This is a genomic window from Streptomyces caelestis (assembly GCF_001279005.1).
In the GTDB taxonomy this organism is placed as follows: domain Bacteria; phylum Actinomycetota; class Actinomycetes; order Streptomycetales; family Streptomycetaceae; genus Streptomyces; species Streptomyces heliomycini.
This window is the reverse complement of the sequence record NZ_LGCN01000192.1, coordinates 1-22,981: the sequence shown is the minus strand read 5'-3', so window position 1 is coordinate 22,981 and position 22,981 is coordinate 1. Positions and strand designations below refer to the sequence as shown.

Sequence of the window (22,981 nt, the reverse complement as noted above, 5' to 3'; positions counted from 1 at the left end):
CTTTCTCGCCGATGGGTCGGCCTACCCGCCTCCTCTCATCGGTAGTAATGACATGCCCATGACATCGGGTGACTCGGTGCGGAACGCCCGGCACACGAGAGTGAAAGGCGAGACGAGAATGAGACGATCAGTCGCAGTGCGACTCTCCGCGTTACTGGCCACGGGAGCCCTCGCGGCGGCGACCGGCATGGCCCTGTCCACGTCCACGGCGTCCGCCGCCACCGGCGGCGTCACCGGCTACGCCACCCAGAACGGCGGGACCACCGGCGGCGCGGGCGGCCAGACGGTCCGCGCCACCACCGGTACCGCGATCCACCAGGCCCTGTGCGGCCGGGCCAGCAGCTCCACCCCGATCATCATCCAGGTCGAGGGCACCATCAACCACGGCAACACCGCCAAGGTGTCCGGCAGCAGCTGCAACACCGCCGCCGGCGTCATCGAGCTCAAGCAGATCAGCAACGTCACGATCGTCGGTGTCGGCAACGGCGCCGTCTTCGACCAACTGGGCATCCACATCCGGGAGTCCAGGAACATCATCATCCAGAACGTGACGGTCCGGAACGTCAAGAAGTCGGGCTCGCCCACGTCGAACGGCGGAGACGCCATCGGCATGGAAAGCGGTGTCCGCAACGTCTGGGTCGACCACGCCACGCTGGAGGCGTCCGGGGGCGAGTCGGAGGGCTACGACGGCCTCTTCGACATGAAGGACAACACCCAGTACGTGACGCTGTCCTACAGCATCCTGCGCAACTCCGGCCGCGGCGGCCTCATCGGCTCCAGCGAGAGCGACACCTCGAACGGGTACGTCACGTTCCACCACAACCTGTACCAGAACATCGACTCCCGTACGCCCCTGCTGCGCGGCGGCGTCTCGCACATCTACAACAACCACTACAAGAACCTGAACGAGTCCGGGATCAACTCCCGCGCCGGCGCCCGCGCCAAGGTGGACAACAACTACTTCGAGGACTCCAAGGACGTCCTCGGCACGTTCTACACCGACGCGGCCGGCTACTGGCAGGTCAGCGGCAACGTCTTCGACAACGTGACCTGGTCCTCGCGCAGCGGCGACAACAACCCGGCCGGTCCGAACCCGACGTCGAACACGTCGGTCAGCGTTCCGTACGCCTACACCCTCGACGCGGCCAACTGCGTGCCGAGCGTGGTGAGCCAGACGGCGGGCGCCAACAAGGGCCTGAAGGTCTCGGACGGCAGCTGCACCCCGCAGAGCCCGGATCCGACCGACCCCGGCCCGACGGACCCGGGCCCGACCGACCCCGACCCCACCGACCCGCCCACCGGCACCAACCTCAGCCTCGGAGCGGGCGCCGACGGTTCCTCCAAGGCCTCCGGAACGAGCTACGGCAACGTCATCGACGGCAGCACGAGCACGTACTGGTCGCCGTCCGGCTCGACCGGCTCCGTCTCGGTCAAGTGGGGCTCCGCCACCAAGGTCTCCAAGATCAACATCCGGCAGGCGTCGGGCTCGGGCACCGTCAACTCCTACCGGGTCGTCAACCAGGACACGGGTGCCGTCCTGGCCTCCGGCAGCGGAACGGGCGTCATCAGCTTCTCCGCGACCTCCCTGAAGAAGATCACCTTCGAGATCACCGGCGCCTCGGGCACTCCGAGGATCGCCGAGTTCGAGACGTACGCGAGCTGACCCGCACCGGGGGCCGCCCTCGCGGCGGCCCCCGGCCTCAGCCGGCGTGCCGCGCCACGAAGCGGGCCCACGTCGCCGCCGTGAGGGTGAGACGGGGGCCGCCCGGGGCCTTGGAGTCCCGGACGTGGACGGAGCGGGGGTCATCGCGGCCTCGACGCGGTCGCGCACTCGGCGACCCGCATCTCCACGGCCTCCCGGCGCGGCCTCGACCGCCGTCCCGCCGGGGCGAGGACCGCCACGCCCCACTCGTCGGCCGGGCCGGCCTCCCACCCGGGTCCGCCCGCCCGCGCCTCGTCCCCGAGTGAGGCGAACGAACCCCGGAGCACGCCGATGGGTGACATCCTCCGACGGCCGATGTCAGTGACGTGCCCTACATTGCGGTTGATCGAGCGAGCGGGAACGAGGAGGAGTCATGGCCGGCATCACGATCGAGATCGCACCCCCGGACGATCCCCACTGGGACAAGGCCTGGCCGGTCGCCCTGGCGACGGGGGAGTACCTGTCGAAGGTGCTGGGGATGGCGGTGACCGTGAGCGACAACTACGGGAGCACGCACGACTTCCAGCCGGAGGGCGGCTGACGCGCCGGACGGCCGGAGCCCCGCCCCCGGCCCGTGCGGGCGCCGGAGGCGGGGGCGGCCGCGCCGCTCACACGGGTCCGGAGCGACCGCGGGTCTCGTCCTTGAGGCTGCGGCCGGAGTCCTTGGCCTGGTCGGTGACCTGGCCGGCCCGGTCGCGGGCCTCGTCCTGGGTGGTGCGGGCCGCCTGCTGCGCGGTGTCCTTCACCTCGGCGGCCGCGCTCTGCGTGGCCTCCCTGGCGTCCTCCTTCAGCTGCTGCGCGGACTCGGTGGCGGCCTGCTTGACCGGCTCCAGCGCCTCGGCGCCGCGCTCCATCAGCTCGGACGCCTTCCGCTGCTCCCTCTCGGAGGCGGGAACCATCGAGGCGGCCAGCAGGCCGACGCCGAAGGCGACCAGGCCGGCGGCGATCGGGTTGCCCTGCGTCTGGCGGCGGGCCATCTCGGGCGTCTGCTGGACGGCCTCTCCCGCCTGACCGGCGACCTCGCGTGCCGAGTCGGCCGCGCGTCCGGCGCCTTCCTGCACCGAACCCGCCGCCGAACCGGCCGCCGACTGCGCCGAACCGGCCGCCGACTGCACCGAATCCGCCGCCGATCCCGCCGCCGACTGCACCGAGCCGGCCGCCGACCGGGCGGTGCCGGCCACACCGTGCGCCGTGTGGGACGCGGTGCCCATGACGCGGTCGCGGACGCCCGACACCGTGCGGCGCATCCGCGCCTTGCGGCGGCGGGCCATGCGGCGCGGGCTGGCCCGGTCGGCGAGCCGGTCCACGTCCGCGGACAACTGGTTGCGGGTGGCCGCTATCTCGGCCCTCATTTGGTCGGGTGACGTGCCCATTCCGCATCCTCCTTCAGCGTCTGGACGGTGTGCTCGGGCTTCGGCGAGACGGTGCGCATCCTCGCGCGGCCCTGCTGGTACAGCACGGCCGCGGCGACGGCCCACAGCGCGGCGATGATCAGCGCGGCCCAGCCGGCGTCCATCACGTTGGCCAGACCGAACATGGCCGCCAGCGACAGGAACAGCAGGACCATGTAGCCGGCGAAGCCGGCGCCGCCGTACATCCCGGCTGCCTTGCCCGCCTTGGCGCCCTCCTCCTTGACCTCGGCCTTGGCCAGCTCCACCTCCTGGCGGAAGAGGACCTGGAGGTCGGAGGTCACCCGGGACAGCAGCTCGCCCGCGGACCGCTCCCCTTCGTGCGGCTCGGCCGAGCGGGCCCGGGACAGCGGTGACAGCGTGGCCATCTCATACCTCCGGGAACGGGCGGCCCGGCGTGCCGAGGTCCGGCGGAGCGGGCGGTGCGGTCCCCGGCGGGGGAGCGGCCGGCAGGGCCCCGGCGGCCGGGGCCGCGGTGACCTGCCGCTGCCCGTTCCCGTCGGCCCGGGAGGCCGTCTGCGTCGCCTTCGCCAGGCGTCCGACGGCCAGTCCGGCCAGCAGCGCGCCGCCGAGGAAGGCGCCGGGCCGGCGCCGGGCGAAGCCCTGGAGGTCGGCGACGAGGCCTTCGACCCCCTGTCGCTCCAGGTAGTCGGCCGCCCGCATCCCCTTGTCGCCCGCGCGGGCCGCCAGGCCGCGGGCGGGCGAGTCGTTCTCCGCGTGGGCGGCCAGACCGGAGAAGTCGTTCGCCCACCGCCGCAGCGTGCCGGCCGCCCGCTTCGTCTGCCCGTCCGCCTCGTCGATCGCGCGGGTGCGCAGGTCCTCGACGACCGTGCCGGCCTGCTGCCGTGCCTCGCCCACGACGGTCCGGGCCTGTTCCGCCGCGGTCCCCGCGACCTGCCCGGCGGCCTGCTTCGCCTGGCCGGCCGTCGCGGAGGTCTCTGCCTTGACCTTGTCTCCGGTGCTCCCGGATCCGGTTCGTACGGACTCACTCATCGGCGACTTCCCCTCATCGGATGTGCGCGTACGGCCCGTGCCCGGTGACCCGGTGGGGGCCGGAACGCGCGCTCCGGACCGCACACGTGGCCGTCCGTCCCGGCCCGAGTGGCCGTTTGTGACGGTTTGACACGCTATGAGGGAAAACCGTGCCATGCCGTGGGACGAGTGCGGCGGGCCGTTCGCCGTCCGTTCCCGCCGCGCCTGCTCGATGAGTGAGCCGTACCGTGCGGGTACGGCTCCGAGGTGCACCGTCGTCCGCGTCGACGACCGAAGGACGTGCGGAGGGCTTACAGATCGTCCGGCAGGAGCCGGAACGCCCTGTGTCCGGTCAGCGGCCGGATCATGCGGAAGTGCAGGTCCGAGGTGAATATGGCATTGGTGTGGTAGGCCGCGGCCAGGGCGACGTTCATCGCGTCCGTGAGCCCGACGCCCTTACCTCCGTCCGCGTCCTTGTATCCCTCCGCGACGGCGATGGCGGAACTGAGGTGGGCACTCAGGGGTGGTACTTCGAACCGGCGAGTGGCCACGTTGCGTTCCACGAACCGGGCGGCCACGACAGCTTTCTCGGCGCCCGCCCTGGTGGCGATGAGGTAGTCCAGTTCGGCCAGGACCATGGGTGAGATGACGAGGTGGCTGATGGAAGCCAGGGCGTTCCTGTGCGCCTCGTGGCCGGACAGCTTGGGGTCCAGCAAGCGATACAGCGCGTTGGTGTCGGCGATGGCGATGACGCTCAAGTTCCCATCCCCTTGAGCGTCTCCTCGATCTCGTCGTCGTCGAGGTCGGGCAGTCCCAGGTCGGGAAGGTCGAGATCCCCCATGGGGTCCGTGGGGTAGGCGGGGACGTCTTCCTCCGCGATCGGTATCACGCGGGCGACGGCGACGCCGTTCTTGGTGACGGTGACGGTCTCTCCGCGTGCGGCCGCCGCGAGGATCTGGGAAGACCTCTGGTTGAATTCGCGGGCAGTAGTCTCCATGTAGTACATGTTACTACATGGGTGTTCTACGCCCCCGCCGAATCCCCCAGCACCTTGTGCAGCGGCTCCGCCGCCCGCCGCCGGTACTCCTGCACCGCCCAGCCGTTGCCGTCGGGGTCCGTGAAGTACATGAAGGTGGCGCCGTCGGAGTCGGCGTACCGGACCGGGTCGGAGACGTCCAGGCCGCGGGCGGTCAGTTCCGCGTGGGCCGCCTCGATGTCGGCGACGCAGAGCTGGAGCCCCTGGTAGGAGCCGGGGGCCGGGGTGGGACCGGGGGTCGACTTCCACAGGGTGTCGCCGAGGGCGATCGAGCAGCCGGAGCCCGGCGGGGTCAGCTGGACGATGCGCATGCCCGGCACGACCTCCTGGTCGATGTCGACGTGGAAGCCGACCTTGTCCCGGTAGAAGTCCCTGGCGCGGTCGATGTCGCTCACGGGGAGGGGGATCACTTCGAGGGTCATGTCCATGGAACGGCGACTCCTTCGTCGACGGTCGGCCCGGCGTCGGACGAACCGCCACCGGGTCCGGCTGAACGGCTCCCCCCTACCGAAGCCGAAGACGGTCCGCGGCGCCACCGAAAACGCGACGGCGTGTCCCGGACCGTGGCGGGAAGCACCCGTCGCGGACCCAGAAGCGCCGGAAGCCGCCGCCGGCTCGCGCAGCCGGGCCCCGGCGCGGACCCGGACCGCCTCGCCCTCCACCACCACGTCGTGGCCCTCGTTCCAGGCGCCGGCGCCGGTCGCCGGCACGACGTGCGGGTTCTCCGCCGGGCCGCGGGCCTCGCGTTCGCCCGGGCCGGTGCGCGAGCGCAGGGCGCCGGACGGCCGGGAGCGGGGTGACGTGGGGGCGGCCGCCGGGGCGGACCGTGGAGATCCGGAACGGTTCCGCCTCACCGAGCAGCCCCTCCGTCCCCGGCCGGGGCGGCGCCTCGGTCACCGGGTCGCCGTGGCGCGGGTCGAGGCGGGTCTCGGGGATGTCGCTCAGGGGACCCCCATCGCCGGTCGGCCGTGCGTGCCGTCCTCCAACGGACCCCGTCCGCCCCGGAACTCGTCGCGGGCCGTCCCGGGGCCGCGGGCCCGTACTCCGGATAGGCTCGTGGCCGTACGACCCTGATCCGAGGCATGTGCACCAGGCACAGGCGCGAGGCACGAGGGAGGCCGGGGATGACGTCGGCGCCGGGGCGCAGGAGCAGTACCTTCACACGGCTGCTGCGGCACGGCTTCACCGATCCGTCCGCCGCCGAGCAGCTGCTCGACAGCGACGGACTGACGCTCGTGCGCAACGACCCCGTACTGCTGGACGCCCTCGGAGCCACCGCCGACCCCGATCTCGCGCTCCGGGGACTCGCACGGCTGCTGGAGGCGCAGGACGGGGCCACCGCCCGCCAGGAGCTGCTGGACACCCTGATAGCCGCCAAGCCGCTGCGGGACCGGCTGCTCGGGGTGCTCGGCGCGTCCGAGGCGCTCGCCGAGCACCTGGCCCGGCACCCGAGCGACTGGCAGGCCCTCGTCACCTACGAGCCGCGCGACCTGCACCCGGGCGTCGAGGAGTTCGAGCGGGGCCTCGCCGACGCCACCGACCCGGTCTCGCTCCGCGTCGCCTACCGGCGCTGCCTGCTGTCCATCGCCGCCCGCGACGTCTGCGGCACCATCGAGGTCGCCCAGACCGCCGCCGAACTCGCCGACCTCGCCACCGCCACCCTGCGCGCCGCCCTCGCCCTCGCGGCGGCCGCCGCACCCGAGGACGCCGCGCTGTGCCGGCTCGCGGTGATCGCGATGGGCAAGTGCGGGGGACACGAGCTGAACTACGTCTCCGACGTCGACGTCATCTTCGTGGGCGAGGCGGCCGACGGGGCCGACGAGGACAAGGCGCTGCGCGCCGCGACCCGGCTCGCCTCGCACCTGATGCGGATCTGCTCCGAGACCACCGTCGAGGGCTCCATCTGGCCCGTCGACGCCAATCTGCGCCCCGAGGGCCGCAACGGGCCGCTCGTGCGCACCCTCGCCTCCCACCTCGCCTACTACCAGCGCTGGGCCAAGACCTGGGAGTTCCAGGCGTTGCTCAAGGCCCGCCCGGTCGCCGGCGACCGGGCGCTCGGCGAGGAGTACGTCACCGCCCTCCAGCCTCTGGTGTGGCAGGCCGCCGAGCGGGAGAACTTCGTCGCCGACGTGCAGAAGATGCGCCGCCGGGTGGTGGAGAACATTCCCGCCGCCGAGATCGACCGGCAGCTGAAACTGGGCCCCGGGGGCCTGCGGGACGTCGAGTTCGCGGTGCAGCTGCTCCAGCTGGTGCACGGCCGCTCCGACGCCTCGCTGCGCAGCGGCACCACCCTCGACGCGCTGAAGGCCCTCGCCGCCGGCGGCTACGTCGGCCGCGCGGACGCCGCCCAGCTCGACGACGCCTACCGCTTCCTGCGCTCCATGGAGCACCGCATCCAGCTCCACCGGCTGCGCCGCACCCACCTCGTCCCCGAGGACGAGACCGACCTGCGCCGTCTGGGGCGCTCCCTCGACCTGCGCACCGACCCGGTCGCCACCCTGACCCGGGAGTGGAAGCGGCACGCCTCCGTCGTACGGCGGCTGCACGAGAAGCTGTTCTACCGGCCGCTGCTGGACGCCGTCGCCGCGCTCGCCCCCGGCGAGGCCCGGCTCAGCGCCGCGGCCGCGCGGGAGCGGCTGATCGCGCTCGGGTACGCCGATCCGGCCGCCGCGCTGCGCCACCTGGAGGCGCTGGCGTCCGGCGTCACCCGCAAGGCCGCCATCCAGCGCACCCTGCTGCCCGTGCTGCTCGGCTGGTTCGCGGACTCCGCCGACCCGGACGCCGGTCTGCTCACCTTCCGCAAGGTCTCCGACGCGCTCGGCAAGACGCCCTGGTACCTGCGGCTGCTGCGCGACGAGGGCGCCGCCGCCGAGAACCTGGCCCGGGTGCTGTCCGCCGGCCGGCTCGCCCCCGACCTGCTGATGCGCGCCCCCGAGGCGGTGGCGCTGCTCGGTGACGGCGGCGGAGGGCTCCGGCCGCGCTCCCGCGCCCATCTGGAGCAGGAGATCCTCGCCGCCGTCCGCCGCGCCGACAACGCCGTCCAGGCCGTCACCGCCGCCCGCGGGGTGCGCCGCCGCGAGCTGTTCCGCACGTCCGCCGCCGACATCGTCGGCTCCTACGGCACCGAGTCCCAGCCCGCCGAGGCCGACCAGGGCGCCCTGGTGGACCTGGTGGGCGGCGCGGTCTCCGACCTGACGGCCGCCACCCTCTCCGGCACGCTGCGCGCCGTCGTCCGCGAGGGCTGGGGCGACACGCTGCCCACCCGGTTCGCGATCATCGGCATGGGCCGCTTCGGCGGGCACGAGCTGGGCTACGGCTCCGACGCGGACGTCCTGTTCGTGCACGAACCGCGCGACGGCGTGGACGAGCGGGAGGCCGCCGAGGCCGCGAACAAGGTGGTCGCCGAGATGCGCCGCCTGCTCCAGGTCCCCAGCGCCGACCCGCCCCTGATCGTCGACGCCGACCTGCGCCCGGAGGGCAAGTCCGGCCCGCTGGTGCGCACGCTCACGTCGTACGAGGCGTACTACCGCCGCTGGTCGCTGGTGTGGGAGCGGCACGCGTTGCTGCGCGCCGAGCACGTCGCCGGGGACGAGGAGCTGGGCCGCCGCTTCACCGAGCTGATCGATCCGCTGCGCTACCCGGCCGCCGGGCTCGACGAGGAGGCCGTCCGCGAGATCCGGCGGCTGAAGGCCCGCATGGAGTCCGAGCGGCTGCCGCGCGGCGCCGACCCCAAGCTGCACACCAAGCTCGGTCCGGGCGGGCTGTCCGACGTGGAGTGGACCGTGCAACTGCTCCAGCTGCGGCACGGCGCGCGGGAACCCGGCCTGCGCACCACCCGCACCCGGCAGGCGCTGGCCGCCGCCCGCGCGGCCGGGCTGATCTCCGAGGAGGACGCCTCCACCCTCGACGAGGCCTGGGTGCTCGCCACCCGCGTGCGCAACGCGGTGATGCTGGTCCGGGGCCGGGCCGGGGACACCTTCCCCACCGTGCCCCGGGAGCTGAGCGCCGTCGGCCGTTACCTGGGCTACGGCCCCGGTCACGCCGGCGACATGCTCGACGCGTACCGGCGTACGGCACGGCGGGCGCGGAGCGTGGTGGAGGAGCTGTTCTACGGGGGGTCGTGACCCCCGGCTTCCCCGCCGTGCGGGCCCGCCTCCCCGAGCCGCCCGGGCCCGTCGTCCGAGGCCGCGTCGCCTCCGTCGCCGCGTCGTCCCGACGGAGGCGACGGTCCGGTCGCCGTCCGGGACAGGGCGCCGAGGCCCTTGGGGGAGGCGCCGCCCGGCCCTGCCGGGCCAGGGGCTGTCGTCGAACTTCCGCCGTCGCCCGGAGGACGGCCCCGCGGCGCCGGGTACGTGCTCGGGGAGCCCCCGGGCGAAGGCAGGAGGAGTGCCGGGCGGAAGCCTCGTACCGGGTGCACCCGGGCTTTCGCCCGGTGCTGCGGCGGGGGGCGCCTCCCGCTCATGGGGGAGGCGCCGGGAGCGGGGAGCGTGCCGGGCGCCGCGGGGCCGGACGGGGGTTCGACGACAGCCCTTAGCCCTGCTTCGGCACCGGGAGCCGCTCCGGCTCCCCCTCCCCGCGCTCGGGCACCCGTCTCGGCAGGGTGTGCGGCCGGCGGCCGTACCAGAGCAGCGCGACGCCGTAGCCGAAGGCCAGGCAGAGGACGCCGCCCGCCGCGTCCAGCCAGAAGTGGTTGGCGGTGGCGACGATGACCACCAGGGTGACCACCGGGTACACCACACCCAGCACCCGCGCCCACGGGACGCCGGCCAGTGCGAAGACCGTCAGACCGGACCAGACCGACCAGCCGATGTGCATCGAGGGCATCGCGGCGTACTGGTTCGACATGTTCTTCAGGTCGCCGGAGGCCATCGAACCCCACGTCTGGTGGACCAGGACGGTGTCGACGAAGCTCTGGCCGTTCATCAGCCGGGGCGGGGCGAGCGGATACAGGTAGTAGCCGACGAGGGCGATGCCCGTGGTGGTGAAGAGGACCAGTCGGGCCGCCCCGTAACGGCCGGGATGACCACGGTAGAGCCACACCAGGACACCCAGCGTCACCACGAAGTGCAGGGTGGCGTAGTAGTAGTTCATGCCGACGATGAGCCAGGTCACCGAGTTCGCGGCGTGGTTGACGGACTCCTCGAAGGCGAGGCCCAGTTGCTGCTCGAGGCGCCAGATCCAGTCGGCGTTGCGCAGCGCCTCGGCCCGCTGTTCCGGCACGGCGTTGCGGACGAGCGAGTACGTCCAGTAGCTCACCGCGATCAGCAGGATCTCGAACCACAGCCGGGGCCGGCGGGGGACGCGCAGACGGCGCAGGCGGCCCGGCCCCGTCTCCTCCGTGACGGGGTGCGCCGCGGCCTCTTCCCGGCCTTCCAGCGTTCTCACCGTCGTGTCACCCATGGATCCGAAGTCTGCCAGAAAAGACCTTCACCTCGGATCATCCTCCGGTCGGTCCCGGCCCGCACCTCCTCCTCCGGGGGCGGGTCCGCTCCCTCCTGCCGCGGTAGTGCGCCGGAGGTCCTTCCCTCCGCCCTAGGGACGATTCCGGTCCCCGGGGGCCGAAGCGGTCGAACCGCGCACCACCAGTTCCGGCATGAACACGAACTCGCTGTGCGGCGCGGGCGTTCCGCCGATCTCCTCCAGCAGGGTGCGCACCGCGGCCTGGCCCATCGCCGGGACCGGCTTGCGGACCGTGGTCAGCGGCGGGTCGGTGAAGGCGATCAGCGGGGAGTCGTCGAAGCCGACCACCGAGATGTCCTTCGGCACGTCCAGACCGCGTTGCCGGGCCGCCCGGATCGCGCCCAGCGCCATCATGTCGCTCGCGCACACCACCGCCGTGCAGTCGCGGTCCATGAGCGCGCTGGCGGCGGCCTGGCCGCCCTCCAGCGTGTACAGCGAGTGCTGGACCAGCTCGGTCTCGACCGTCTCGGCGCTCAGACCGAGTTGCTCCTGCACGGCGCGCACGAAGCCCTCGATCTTGCGCTGCACCGGAACGAACCGCTTCGGCCCGAGCGCCAGGCCGATCCGGGTGTGCCCGAGGGAGGCGAGGTGGGTGACGGCGAGCGCCATCGCGGCCCGGTCGTCGGGGGAGATGAACGGCGCCTGCACCTTCGGCGAGAAACCGTCCACGAGCACGAACGGCACGCCCTGCGCCCGCAGCCGCTCGTAGCGCTGCATGTCGGCGGTGGTGTCGGCGTGCAGCCCGGAGACGTAGATGATGCCCGCCACCCCGCGGTCCACGAGCATCTCGGTGAGCTCGTCCTCCGTGGACCCGCCCGGGGTCTGGGTGGCGAGCACCGGCGTGTAGCCCTGGCGGGTCAGCGCCTGCCCGATGACCTGGGCCAGCGCCGGGAAGATCGGGTTCTCCAGCTCGGGCGTGATCAGCCCGACCAGGCCCTCGCTGCGCTGCCGCAGCCGCACCGGCCGCTCGTAGCCGAGGACGTCGAGGGCGGCGAGCACGGACTGGCGGGTGGTGGCGGCGACGCCCGGCTTGCCGTTGAGGACGCGGCTGACGGTCGCCTCGCTCACCCCCGCCTGAGCAGCGATGTCGGCGAGGCGTGTGGTCACAGGACTGGACTGTAGCTGCCGCTTCTCCCCTTGCACACCGATCGGACGCCTGGTGCGCGCCGTCGAACGGCCCGCTGCGGGCTGCTGGGTCATCGCGATCCCTCAAGTCGTGGTCGGCGTCCGTCCGCAAGGGATGATTCCCCCGGCGGAAACGGATGGCAAGTGCTTGCAGAGTCTTGCACAACAGTCCGAACCCCTGCCGTACGGGCGGAAGCCCGGGTCGCCGAGTGGTCGAGAACAGGTCACGGCGGAGTAACTCTCGGCGTCGCTTGCAAAAGTTTTCTGCAAGGTCTTTCGAAAAGGTTCCAGCGCTGTTACGTTCACGTCGCCCGGCGGCTCCATCGGCGCAGTCGGCACGTTTCGCAGGGCGGCAGACGGGGCCGCACCTGCACTCACGGGCTTAACCCTCAAGGAGAACTCATGCGGCGTGGCATAGCGGCCACCGCGCTGGTGGCGTCCCTCGCCCTCGCGGCGACGGCCTGCGGCGGGGACAGCGACAGCGGCGACTCGGCCGGCGGCCCGACCACCATCACCTGGTGGGACACCTCCAACGCGACCAACGAGGCGCCGACGTACCAGGCCCTGGTCAAGGAGTTCGAGGCCGCCAACAAGGACGTCAAGGTCAAGTTCGTCAACGTCCCCTTCGACCAGGCGCAGAACAAGTTCGACACCGCCGCCGGTTCCAAGGGCGCCCCCGACGTGCTGCGCTCCGAGGTCGGCTGGACCCCCGCCTTCGCCAAGAAGGGCTTCTTCCTGCCGCTGGACGGCACCGAGGCCCTCGCCGAGCAGGACAAGTTCAAGTCCAACCTGATCGAGCAGGCCAAGTACGAGGGCAAGACCTACGGCGTCCCCTTCACCACGGACACCCTCGCCTTCGTCTACAACAAGGAACTGTTCGAGAAGGCCGGCGTCGAGGTCCCCAAGACCTGGGACGACCTGAAGAAGGCCGCCGCCACCGTCAAGGACAAGACCGGCGTCGACGGCTACTGGGGCTCCACCGCCGGCTACTACGCCCAGCCGTTCCTGTACGGCGAGGGCACCGACATGGTCGACGCCGACGCCAAGAAGATCACCGTGAAGTCCGCCGAGGCCGAGAAGGCGTACGGCACCTGGCTGGACCTCTTCGACGGCAAGGGCCTGCACAAGGCCGACGTCACCGCCGACGCCTACACGCACATCCAGGACGCGTTCGTCAACGGCAAGGTCGCCTCGATCATCCAGGGCCCGTGGGAGATCACCAACTTCTACAAGGGCACCGCCTTCAAGGACAAGAACAACCTCGGCATCGCCACCGTCCCGGCCGGCTCCGCCGGCACGGCGGGCGCCCCGACCGGCGGCCACAACCTCTCGGTCTACGCCGGCTCCACGAAGGACAAGCAGGAGGCCGCGCTGAAGTTCGTGAAGTTCATGACCTCGGCCAAGGCGCAGGAGACCATCGCGCTGAAGAACTCCACGCTGCCCACGCGTGACGACGCCTACACCGACAAGGTCAAGACCGACCCGGGCATCGCCGGCTACCAGACGGTCCTCTCCGCCGCCCAGCCGCGCCCGGCCCTGCCCGAGTACAGCTCGCTGTGGGGTCCGCTGGACGACGAGCTCCCGCAGATCGCGAGCGGCAAGGAGTCCCTGGACAAGGGCCTGGGCGACGCGGAGACCGCGTTCGCCAAGCTGGTGCCGGACTTCAGCAAGTAATGCCCGTGTGGCCGCCGGACCCGCTTCCAGGAGGGGAGGGTCCGGCGGCCGCCGGCCTGTGTGCCGTACTCCTTGATCATCCAGAAGGTGCCGAACCATGACAGTCGCCATCGACCGCGCGACCGGCAAGCGCCGCGGTGACCGCGCGCCCCGCCCCGGCCCGGCCGGCCGCCTGAAGCGCAGTTTCCAGAAGCACTGGTACGCCTACGCCATGATCGCGCCGGTGGCCCTGGTGCTCGGCGTCATCGTGCTGTACCCCCTGGCGTACGGCTTCTACCTCACCCTCACCGACGCGGACAGCCTGAACTCGGCCCGCACCATCGGCGTCAACGAGATCGAGGCCACCTACAAGTTCATCGGCATCGACAACTACGCCGACATCCTGTGGGGCGAGACGGCCTACGACCGCTTCTGGTCGCACTTCATCTGGACGATCGTGTGGACGGCCGCCTGTGTCGCCCTGCACTACGGCATCGGCCTGGGCCTCGCCCTGCTGCTCAACCAGAAGCTGCGCGGGCGCACCCTCTACCGGCTGCTCCTGATCCTGCCGTGGGCCGTGCCGACCTTCGTCACCGTCTTCGGCTGGCGCTTCATGCTCGCCGACGCCGGCATCATCAACACCGCCCTGGACTCCCTCGGCCTGCCGACGCCGCAGTGGCTGGAGGACACCTTCTGGCAGCGCGTCGCCGCCATCACGGTCAACACCTGGTGCGGTGTGCCCTTCATGATGATCTCCCTGCTCGGCGGTCTGCAGTCCATCGACGCCAGCCTGTACGAGGCGGCCGAGATGGACGGCGCGAACGCCTGGCAGCGGTTCCGCCACGTCACCCTGCCCGGCCTGCGCTCGGTCAGCTCCACCGTGGTCCTGCTCGGCGTCATCTGGACCTTCAACCAGTTCGCCGTCATCTTCCTGCTGTTCGGCAACACCGCCCCGGAGGCGCAGATCCTCGTGACCTGGGCCTACCAGCTCGGCTTCGGACAGCAGCCGCGCGAGTTCGCCGAGTCCGCGGCCTACGGCATGCTGCTGCTGGCCATCCTGGTCGTCTTCACCTCCTTCTACCGCCGCTGGCTGAACCGCAACGAGCAGCAGCTCGCGATCTGAGGCAGGAGTCCCCATGAGCACCTCCACCGTCACCCCCACTGCTCCGGCGGACCGGCCTGCCGACGACAAGGTCCCGGCCCGCAGGTCGCGCCGGCGCGACGAGAGCGGCCCGCTGGCCCGCCTCACCACGCACGGCGTGCTGACCGTGGCCAGTCTGATCGCGCTGTTCCCGGTCGCCTGGCTGGTCTTCCTGTCCCTCGGCCCCGACAAGGACGACTATCTGCGTCCCGGCGGCATCTGGGGCAAGATGACGCTGGACAACTACTCCTTCGTCCTGCAGAACACGAACTTCTTCGACTGGCTGAAGAGCTCGCTGATCGTCTCGCTCGGCACCACGGTCATCGGCGTCCTGGTCGCCGCTACCACCGGCTACGCGGTCTCCCGCATGCGCTTCCCGGGGTACAGGAAGTTCATGTGGGTGCTCCTGCTCACCCAGATGTTCCCGGTGGCCGTCCTGATGGTCCCGATGTACCAGATCCTCTCGGACCTGCAGCTCATCGACAGCTACCTTGGACTCATCCTCGTCTACTGCTCGACGGCGGTGCCGTACTGCGCCTGGCTGATGAAGGGCTACTTCGACACCATCCCGTTCGAGATCGACGAGGCGGGACGCGTCGACGGGCTGACCCCCTTCGGCACGTTCGCGCGGCTGATCCTGCCGCTCGCCAAACCCGGACTGGCGGTCGCCGCGTTCTACAGCTTCATCACCGCGTTCGGCGAGGTCGCCTTCGCCACGACGTTCATGCTCGACGACGAGAAGTACACCCTCGCCGTCGGTCTGCAGAGCTTCGTCAGCGAGCACGACGCACAGCGCAACCTCATGGCCGCCACCGCGGTCCTGATCGCGATACCGGTCTCCGCGTTCTTCTACCTCGTGCAGAAGAACCTGGTCACCGGTCTCACCGCCGGCGGCACGAAGGGCTGACCCCTTCGTGCGACGACTCCCGCGCGCGCCCGCCGTGCGCGGGCAGGCGGCCGCGGTGTCCTCCCCCACTCTCGGCTTCGCTCGAGCGGGGGGACCCCCAGACCCCGCCGTCACCGCGGCCGCCTCGTCTCCCGCCGCCCACCCCCACTCGTCTCCCGACCGCACTCGTATCAAGGACGACATGAGCCAGCAGCACTCCGCAGCCCCGGCCCCGACCCCCACCGCCGACGCGGCCGTCGCCACCGTCGCCCGGCGCCGCGACTGGTGGCGGGACGCGGTGATCTACCAGGTCTACCCGCGCAGCTTCGCCGACGGCAACGGCGACGGCATGGGCGACCTGGAAGGCATCCGCTCCCGCCTGCCGTACCTGCGCGACCTCGGTGTCGACGCCGTGTGGCTCAGCCCTTTCTACGCCTCCCCGCAGGCCGACGCCGGCTACGACGTCGCCGACTACCGCGCCGTCGACCCCATGTTCGGCACCCTGCTCGACGCCGACGCGCTGATCCGCGACGCCCACGGCCTCGGCCTCAGGATCATCGTCGACCTGGTCCCGAACCACTCCTCCGACCAGCACGAATGGTTCAAGCGCGCCCTCGCCGAGGGCCCCGGCTCGCCCTCGCGCGACCGCTACCACTTCCGTCCCGGCAAGGGCGCGAACGGCGAGCTGCCGCCCAACGACTGGGAGTCGATCTTCGGCGGTCCCGCCTGGACCCGCGTCACCGAGCCCGACGGCACGCCCGGCGAGTGGTACCTGCACCTGTTCGCCCCCGAGCAGCCCGACTTCAACTGGGAGCACCCGGCGGTCGGCGACGAGTTCCGCTCCATCCTCCGCTTCTGGCTCGACATGGGCGTGGACGGCTTCCGCATCGACGTCGCTCACGGCATGGTGAAGGCCGAGGGCCTGCCCGACCTTGGATCCCACGAGCAGCTGAAGCTCCTGGGCAACGATGTCATGCCGTTCTTCGACCAGGACGGCGTGCACGACATCTACCGGCAGTGGCGGCTCATCCTCGACGAGTACTCCGGCGAGCGCATCTTCGTCGCGGAGGCCTGGACCCCGACCGTCGAGCGCACCGCCCACTACGTCCGTCCCGACGAGCTGCACCAGGCGTTCAACTTCCAGTACCTCGGTACCCACTGGGACGCCGAGGAGCTGCGCACGGTCATCGACCGCACGCTGGACGCCATGCGCCCGGTCGGAGCCCCGGCCACCTGGGTGCTGTCGAACCACGACGTCACCCGGCACGCCACCCGCTTCGCCAACCCGGCCGGCCTCGGCACCCAGATCCGTCTGGCCGGCGACCGCGAGCTGGGTCTGCGGCGGGCGCGCGCGGCGACGCTGCTGATGCTGGCGCTGCCCGGTTCGGCCTACGTCTACCAGGGCGAGGAGCTCGGCCTGCCCGACGTCGTCGACCTGCCGGACGAGGTGCGCCAGGACCCGGCGTACTTCCGGGGCGCCGGCCAGGACGGCTTCCGGGACGGCTGCCGGGTGCCGATCCCGTGGACCCGCGAGGGCTCCTCGTACGGCTTCGGCGACGGCGGCAGCTGGCTGCCGCAGCCGGCGGAGTGGGGCGGGCTGAGCGTCGAGGCGCAGACCGGCGACCCCGGCTCGACCCTGGAGCTGTACCGGTCCGCGCTCGCCGTCCGCCGGGACCGGGCCGACCTGGGCGCGGGCGACGCGGTGGAGTGGCTGGGGGCCCCCGAGGGCGTCCTCGCCTTCCGGCGCGGGGAGTTCGTGTGCGTCGCCAACACCACGGGGGAGCCGGTGACCACCCCCGTGTACGGTCGTGTCCTGCTCGCCAGCGGTGAGGTGGAGGAGACGGCCGGCGGGGCGAAGGTGCCGGCCGACACCACCGTGTGGTGGACCACGGGCTGAGGCCCGTCCCGCAACTTTTTCATTGAAGTGGGTACGGCCCGCTGCCCTTTCGGGCGGCGGGCCTCTAACATCTGGGTTGCCGCAAGGTTGCGGAAGCTTTCCGCAAGAAGCTTCAAGCAGTCAGGGCGGTATCCCCACACCCTTCGATGAAGAAGGTAACCCCACATGGCACGCAGAACTTTTGCCGTGGCCGCCGCACTCGCGGCAGCCTCGGTTGTCATGACCCCGACCGGTGCGCAGGCCTCCCCGCCGGGCGGCAAGGACGTCACCGCCGTCCTCTTCGAGTGGAACTTCGCCTCCGTCGCCCGCGAGTGCACCACCACCCTCGGCCCCGCCGGATACGGATACGTCCAGGTCTCCCCGCCCGCCGAGCACATACAGGGCGCGCAGTGGTGGACGTCGTACCAGCCGGTGAGCTACAGGATCGCCGGGCGGCTCGGTGACCGCACCGCGTTCAAGAGCATGGTCGACACGTGTCACGCGGCCGGCGTCAAGGTCGTCGCCGACACGGTCATCAACCACATGTCCGCGGGCAACGGCACCGGTACCGGCGGATCGTCGTACACGAAGTACAACTACCCCGGCCTGTACTCCTCGTACGACTTCGACGACTGCACCGCGCAGATCAGCAACTACGGCGACCGCGGGAACGTCCAGAACTGCGAGCTGGTCGGACTCGCCGACCTCGACACCGGCGAGGAGTACGTCCGCAAGGCCATCGCCGGGTACATGAACGACCTGCTCTCCCTCGGCGTGGACGGCTTCCGCATCGACGCCGCCAAGCACATGCCCGCCGCCGACCTGGCCAACATCAAGTCCCGGCTGAGCAAGCCGGGCGTGTACTGGAAGCAGGAGGTCATCCACGGCGCCGGCGAGGCCGTCCAGCCCACCGAGTACACGGGCAACGGCGACGTCCAGGAGTTCCGGTACGCCTACGACCTCAAGCGGGTCTTCAACAACGAGAACCTCGCCTACCTGAAGAACTACGGCGAGGGCTGGGGCTACCTGAACAGCTCCGTCGCCGGCGTCTTCGTCGACAACCACGACACCGAGCGCAACGGCTCCACCCTCAACTACAAGGACAACGCCACCTACACCCTGGCCAACGTCTTCATGCTGGCCTGGCCCTACGGCGCCCCGGACGTCAACTCGGGGTACGAGTTCTCGGACACCGACGCGGGACCGCCGAACGGAGGCCGGGTCGACGCCTGCTGGCAGAGCGGCTGGAAGTGCCAGCACAACTGGCCGGAGATCAAGTCCATGGTCGCCTTCCGCAACGCCACCCGCGGCCAGGCGGTCACCAACTGGTGGGACAACGGCAATGACGCCATCGCCTTCGGCCGGGGCGGCAAGGGCTTCGTGGCCGTCAACCACGAGTCCGGCTCCCTGACCCGCACCTACCAGACCTCCCTCCCCGCGGGCACGTACTGCAACATCCAGAACAACACCACGGTGACGGTGAACGGTTCCGGACAGCTGACCGCCACCCTGGGCTCGAACACGGCCCTCGCGGTGTACGCCGGCAAGTCGTCCTGCTGAACCCGCGGGCCGCGCCGCCGTTCACGGGACGGCGGCGCGGCCCGCGTCCGCATGAAAGTCCTTACCGTTACTTTCACAACCCTTGCTGTAAAGCTTTCAACGGCGATACGGTCACGCCGACGCTCCGGTGACGTGGCCGAAACAGGCCGTCGCCGTGGCGTGGGGTCGGACCCAATGAGCCGTAAGCGCAAGGAGTTCACTGCCTTGATACCCAGATGGCCCGCGCCCCCGGGGCGCCGCACCGCGCGGGGCGGACGTGTCGCCGCCGTCACCGTGGCCGCGCTCGCCGCGGCCTTGGTGCAACCGGTCGCCGCCAGTGCCGCCACCCCGCCCGCGCCGCCCTCGGACGCGCAGCTCGCGAAGGCCCCGGCGCGCCACGACCTGACCCGCGAGCAGTTCTACTTCGTCCTGCCGGACCGCTTCGCCAACGGCGACCCGGAAAACGACCGCGGCGGACTGACCGGTTCGCGCCTCGCCACCGGGTACGACCCCACCGACAAGGGCTTCTACCAGGGCGGCGACCTCAAGGGCCTGACGAAGAGGCTCGACTACATCAAGGGGCTCGGCACCACCGCCATCTGGATGGCGCCCCTCTTCAAGAACCAGCCCGTGCAGGGGACGGGCAAGGACGCCTCCGCCGGCTACCACGGCTACTGGATCACCGACTTCACCCAGGTCGACCCGCACTTCGGCACCAACGAGGACCTCGAGAAGCTCATCGACAAGGCCCACGCCAAGGGCATGAAGGTCTTCTTCGACGTCATCACCAACCACACCGCCGACGTCGTCGACTACGAGGAGAAGTCCTACGGCTACCTGTCGAAGGGCGCCTTCCCGTACCTGACGAAGGACGGCGAGCCCTTCGACGACGCCGACTACGCCGACGGGTCCCGGAGGTTCCCGCGCGTGGACGGCGGTTCCTTCCCGCGCACCCCCGTGGTGCCCGACGCCAAGAAGCGGGTCAAGGTCCCGTCCTGGCTCAACGACCCGGAGATGTACCACAACCGGGGCGACTCCACCTTCGTCGGCGAGTCCGGCGAGTACGGCGACTTCTCCGGGCTCGACGACCTGTGGACCGAGCGTCCCGAGGTCGTCGACGGCATGGAGAAGATCTACCGGCGGTGGGTGAGGGACTTCGACATCGACGGCTTCCGGATCGACACCGTGAAGCACGTCAACATGGAGTTCTGGACCCAATGGGCCACCGCCCTGGACGCCTACGCGGCCAAGAAGGGCCGGGACGACTTCTTCATGTTCGGCGAGGTCTACTCCGCCGACACGAACGTCACCGCCCCGTACGTCACCCAGGGCCGCCTCGACGCCACGCTCGACTTCCCCTTCCAGGAGGCGGCACGGCAGTACGTCTCCCAGGGCGGCAGCGCGCGGAAGCTGGCGGCCGTCTTCGGCGACGACTACAAGTACGCCACCGACAAGGCCAACGCCTACGAGCAGGTCACCTTCCTCGGCAACCACGACATGGGCCGCTTCGGGACGTTCCTGAAGCAGGACGACCCGCAGGCGTCCGACGCGGAGCTGCTGAGGAAGGACATGCTCGCCAACGAGCTGATGTTCCTCAGCCGCGGCAACCCGGTCGTCTACTACGGCGACGAGCAGGGCTTCACCGGCGCCGGCGGCGACAAGGACGCCCGCCAGACCCTGTTCGCCTCCCGCACGGCCGACTACCTTGACGACGACCTGATCGGCACCGACCGCACCCACGCCGAGGACGCCTACGACACGCGAGCACCGCTCTACGAGCAGATCAGCGCTCTCGCCGAGCTGCGCAAGGCCCACCCGGCCCTGACCGACGGCATCCAGCAGGAGCGGTACGCGGCCGACGGCGCGGGCGTCTACGCCTTCTCCCGCACCGGCACGGAGAAGGACACCACCGAGTACGTCGTCGCCTTCAACAACGCCGGCGAGGACCGGAAGGCCACCTTCGCGACCGGCTCCGCCCGGATGACGTACAAGGGCCTCCACGGCACCGACGCCACCGTCACCAGCGGCGCCGACAAGAAGATCACCGTCACCGTCCCGGCGGGCTCGGCGATCGTCCTCAAGGCCTCCGGCCCGCTCGCGAAGCCCGCCGCGAAGCCCACGGTCACGCTCAAGGCCCCGGACGCCGGCGCCACCGGCACCGTCGAGCTCACCGCCGACGTCGAGGGCGGACAGCTCAACCGGGTCGTCTTCGCCGCCCAGACCGGCAACGGGAAGTGGCGGACGCTCGGCTCCGCCGACCACGCCCCCTACAAGGTCACCCACACCATCGGCGAGGACGTCCCCGCCGGCACCGCCCTGCGCTACAAGGCCGTCGTGATCGACTCGGCCGGCCGCACCGCGAGCGCCCTGGCCGCCTCCACCACCGGCACCCCGCCCGTCGAGGAGCCGCCCACCGCCGCCTCCCGCGACTACGCGATCGTCCACTACAAGCGCACGGACGGCGACTACGACGACTGGGGCCTGTACGCCTGGGGCGACCTCGCGGACGGCGAGGCCACCGAGTGGCCCGCGGGTCACGCCTTCACCGGCCGTGACGCCTACGGCGCCTTCGCCTGGGTCAAGCTGAAGCCGGGCGCCTCCGACGTCGGCTTCGTGGTGGTCGACAAGGATGGGAACAAGGACGTCGCCGCCGACCGCACGATCGACGTGACCCGCACCGGCGAGGTCTGGATCGAGCAGGGCGACGAGACCGTCGCCACCGAGCGGCCCGAGTATCCGGCGCAGGACACCACCAAGGCCGTCCTGCACTACCACCGCGCCGACGGCGACTACGACGGCTGGGGCCTGCACACCTGGACCGGCGCCGCGAACCCCACCGACTGGTCGAAGCCGCTGGAGCCGGTGAAGACTGATACCTATGGCGCTGTCTTCGAGGTGCCGCTCGCCGAGGGTGCCACCGGCCTCAGCTACATCCTCCACAAGGGCGACGAGAAGGACCTCCCCACCGACCGGTCGCTCGACCTCAAGGCGAACGGCCACGAGGTGTGGCTGGTGAGCGGGCAGGAGAAGCACCTGCTGCCGCAGCCCGCCGGGTCCGCGGCCGCTCTCGACCTGACCACCTCCAAGGCGGTCTGGATCGACCGCTCCACCCTCGTCTGGGACGGCTCCGCAGCGGCCGCGTCCACCCAGCTCCTCGCCTCCCGCACCGGCTCGGTCGCGGTGAGGGACGGCAAGCTGGACACCGGCGACGCCCGCTGGATCCGCCTGTCGAAGTCGGCCCTCACCGACGCCCAGAAGGCGAAGTTCCCGCACCTCGCGAAGGGCGCCGCCTGGTCCGTCGACCCGCGTGACCGGGACCGCGTCCGCGAGGCCCTGCGCGGCCAGGTCGTCGCCACCCAGCGTGCCGCCACCGGCGCCGTGATCGCGGCGACCGGCGTGCAGATCGCGGGCGTGCTCGACGACCTCTACGCGGCCGGCGCCACGAAGGCGAAGCTCGGCCCGACCTTCCGCCACGGCCGGCCCACCCTCTCCGTGTGGGCGCCGACCGCGCAGGACGTCTCCCTGGAGATCGGCGAGCGCATCGTCCGGATGCGCCGCGACGACGCCACCGGCGTCTGGTCCGTCACCGGCCCCCGCTCCTGGAAGGACGAGGAGTACCGGTACAAGGTGAAGGTGTGGGCGCCCAGCACCCGCGAGATCGTCACCAACAAGGTCACCGACCCCTACTCGGTGGCCCTGACCACCGACTCCGAGCGCAGCCTCGTCGTCGACCTGGCCGACCGGTCCCTGAAGCCGCGTGAGTGGTCGACGTACGACAAGCCGAAGGCCGTGCCGCTGAAGGACGCGCAGATCCAGGAGCTGCACATCCGCGACTTCTCCGTCGAGGACCGCACGGCGAAGCACCGGGGCACCTACCTGGCCTTCACCGACAAGGACAGCGACGGCAGCAGGCACCTGCGCGAGCTCGCGCGGGCCGGCACCTCGTACGTGCACCTGCTGCCCGCGTTCGACATCGCCACCATCCCCGAGAAGAAGTCCGACCAGGCGACCGTCGACTGCGACCTCGCCTCCTACCCGGCCGACTCCGGCCGGCAGCAGGAGTGCGTGGCGAAGGCGGCGGCGAAGGACGCCTACAACTGGGGCTACGACCCCTACCACTTCACCGTCCCCGAGGGCTCCTACGCCAGTGACCCGGACGGCACCGAGCGCACGGTCGAGTTC

18 protein-coding genes are annotated in these 22,981 nt (G+C 71.3%); 9 read left to right on the top strand and 9 right to left on the bottom strand.

The genetic code is table 11. The annotated features are described in order from the left end of the window. The first annotated feature begins 118 nt into the window (after nucleotides 1-118). A complete protein-coding gene (locus ADK41_RS16625) occupies nucleotides 119-1,663 on the top strand; it encodes a pectate lyase family protein (protein WP_030836477.1) in 1,545 nt (514 codons plus the stop codon). A gap of 37 nt (nucleotides 1,664-1,700) precedes the next feature. Here ADK41_RS16625 and ADK41_RS44270 read toward each other — a convergent pair whose 3' ends face one another. Next, entirely contained in the window at nucleotides 1,701-2,024 is a 324-nt protein-coding gene (locus ADK41_RS44270) for a DUF397 domain-containing protein (RefSeq protein WP_380956462.1), read from the bottom strand. A 51-nt stretch (nucleotides 2,025-2,075) separates the two neighbouring features. Here ADK41_RS44270 and ADK41_RS41705 point away from each other — a divergent pair, with 51 nt between their 5' ends. Beyond that, nucleotides 2,076-2,243: a hypothetical protein gene (locus tag ADK41_RS41705; protein ID WP_158717733.1), complete on the top strand. Its 168-nt coding sequence runs from the start codon at nucleotides 2,076-2,078 to the stop codon at nucleotides 2,241-2,243. Between the two features lie 67 nt (nucleotides 2,244-2,310). Here ADK41_RS41705 and ADK41_RS16615 read toward each other — a convergent pair whose 3' ends face one another. The 6 genes from ADK41_RS16615 to ADK41_RS16590 all read right to left on the bottom strand — a co-directional run bounded on the left by ADK41_RS16615 (nucleotide 2,311) and on the right by ADK41_RS16590 (nucleotide 5,547). Next, a complete protein-coding gene (locus ADK41_RS16615; protein ID WP_030836470.1) occupies nucleotides 2,311-3,075 on the bottom strand; it encodes a DUF3618 domain-containing protein in 765 nt (254 codons plus the stop codon). Beyond that, a complete protein-coding gene (locus ADK41_RS16610; protein ID WP_030836466.1) occupies nucleotides 3,051-3,479 on the bottom strand; it encodes a phage holin family protein in 429 nt (142 codons plus the stop codon). The genes ADK41_RS16615 and ADK41_RS16610 overlap by 25 nt, the downstream gene beginning before the upstream one ends. Before the next feature lies 1 nt (nucleotide 3,480). After that, complete coding sequence (locus ADK41_RS16605) at nucleotides 3,481-4,104, bottom strand: hypothetical protein (RefSeq protein ID WP_051843669.1); 624 nt, start codon at nucleotides 4,102-4,104, stop codon at nucleotides 3,481-3,483. A gap of 290 nt (nucleotides 4,105-4,394) precedes the next feature. Continuing rightward, nucleotides 4,395-4,841: a PIN domain-containing protein gene (locus tag ADK41_RS16600; protein ID WP_030836459.1), complete on the bottom strand. Its 447-nt coding sequence runs from the start codon at nucleotides 4,839-4,841 to the stop codon at nucleotides 4,395-4,397. Further along, a complete protein-coding gene (locus tag ADK41_RS16595) occupies nucleotides 4,838-5,080 on the bottom strand; it encodes a type II toxin-antitoxin system Phd/YefM family antitoxin (protein ID WP_030836456.1) in 243 nt (80 codons plus the stop codon). The genes ADK41_RS16600 and ADK41_RS16595 overlap by 4 nt, the downstream gene beginning before the upstream one ends. 26 nt (nucleotides 5,081-5,106) lie before the next feature. After that, nucleotides 5,107-5,547, bottom strand: a complete 441-nt coding sequence (locus tag ADK41_RS16590) for a VOC family protein (RefSeq protein ID WP_030836453.1) — start codon at nucleotides 5,545-5,547, stop codon at nucleotides 5,107-5,109. 696 nt (nucleotides 5,548-6,243) lie between these two features. Between ADK41_RS16590 and ADK41_RS16585 the strand changes: the two genes are divergently transcribed. Further along, the gene (locus tag ADK41_RS16585; RefSeq protein ID WP_030836450.1) at nucleotides 6,244-9,243 is read left to right on the top strand and encodes a bifunctional [glutamine synthetase] adenylyltransferase/[glutamine synthetase]-adenylyl-L-tyrosine phosphorylase; all 3,000 of its coding nucleotides are present in this window, start codon (nucleotides 6,244-6,246) and stop codon (nucleotides 9,241-9,243) included. Between the two features lie 406 nt (nucleotides 9,244-9,649). On the opposite strand, the gene ADK41_RS16580 is transcribed toward ADK41_RS16585, so the two are convergent. Together ADK41_RS16580 and ADK41_RS16575 are read right to left on the bottom strand one after the other, a co-directional pair. After that, entirely contained in the window at nucleotides 9,650-10,519 is an 870-nt protein-coding gene (locus ADK41_RS16580) for a phosphatase PAP2 family protein (protein ID WP_030836447.1), read from the bottom strand. Nucleotides 10,520-10,651: 132 nt separating this feature from the next. Continuing rightward, nucleotides 10,652-11,686 carry a LacI family DNA-binding transcriptional regulator gene (locus tag ADK41_RS16575; protein ID WP_030836445.1) on the bottom strand — a complete coding sequence of 345 codons (1,035 nt, stop codon included), beginning with the start codon at nucleotides 11,684-11,686 and terminating at the stop codon, nucleotides 10,652-10,654. A gap of 420 nt (nucleotides 11,687-12,106) precedes the next feature. Here ADK41_RS16575 and ADK41_RS16570 point away from each other — a divergent pair, with 420 nt between their 5' ends. The 6 genes from ADK41_RS16570 to ADK41_RS16545 form a co-directional block, all read left to right on the top strand. Then, on the top strand, nucleotides 12,107-13,378 hold the full coding sequence (locus tag ADK41_RS16570) for an extracellular solute-binding protein (RefSeq protein ID WP_030836442.1): 1,272 nt from the start codon (nucleotides 12,107-12,109) through the stop codon (nucleotides 13,376-13,378). A 97-nt stretch (nucleotides 13,379-13,475) separates the two neighbouring features. Next, on the top strand, nucleotides 13,476-14,480 hold the full coding sequence (locus tag ADK41_RS16565; RefSeq protein ID WP_030836439.1) for a carbohydrate ABC transporter permease: 1,005 nt from the start codon (nucleotides 13,476-13,478) through the stop codon (nucleotides 14,478-14,480). 13 nt (nucleotides 14,481-14,493) lie between these two features. Next, entirely contained in the window at nucleotides 14,494-15,405 is a 912-nt protein-coding gene (locus tag ADK41_RS16560; RefSeq protein ID WP_030836436.1) for a sugar ABC transporter permease, read from the top strand. Nucleotides 15,406-15,586: 181 nt separating this feature from the next. Next, entirely contained in the window at nucleotides 15,587-17,281 is a 1,695-nt protein-coding gene (locus ADK41_RS16555) for a glycoside hydrolase family 13 protein (RefSeq protein ID WP_030836433.1), read from the top strand. Between the two features lie 165 nt (nucleotides 17,282-17,446). Continuing rightward, complete coding sequence (locus ADK41_RS16550; protein ID WP_030836431.1) at nucleotides 17,447-18,820, top strand: alpha-amylase; 1,374 nt, start codon at nucleotides 17,447-17,449, stop codon at nucleotides 18,818-18,820. Between the two features lie 204 nt (nucleotides 18,821-19,024). Beyond that, nucleotides 19,025-22,981: alpha-amylase family glycosyl hydrolase (locus tag ADK41_RS16545; RefSeq protein WP_037805315.1), on the top strand; the 3,957-nt coding region annotated here is incomplete at its 3' end.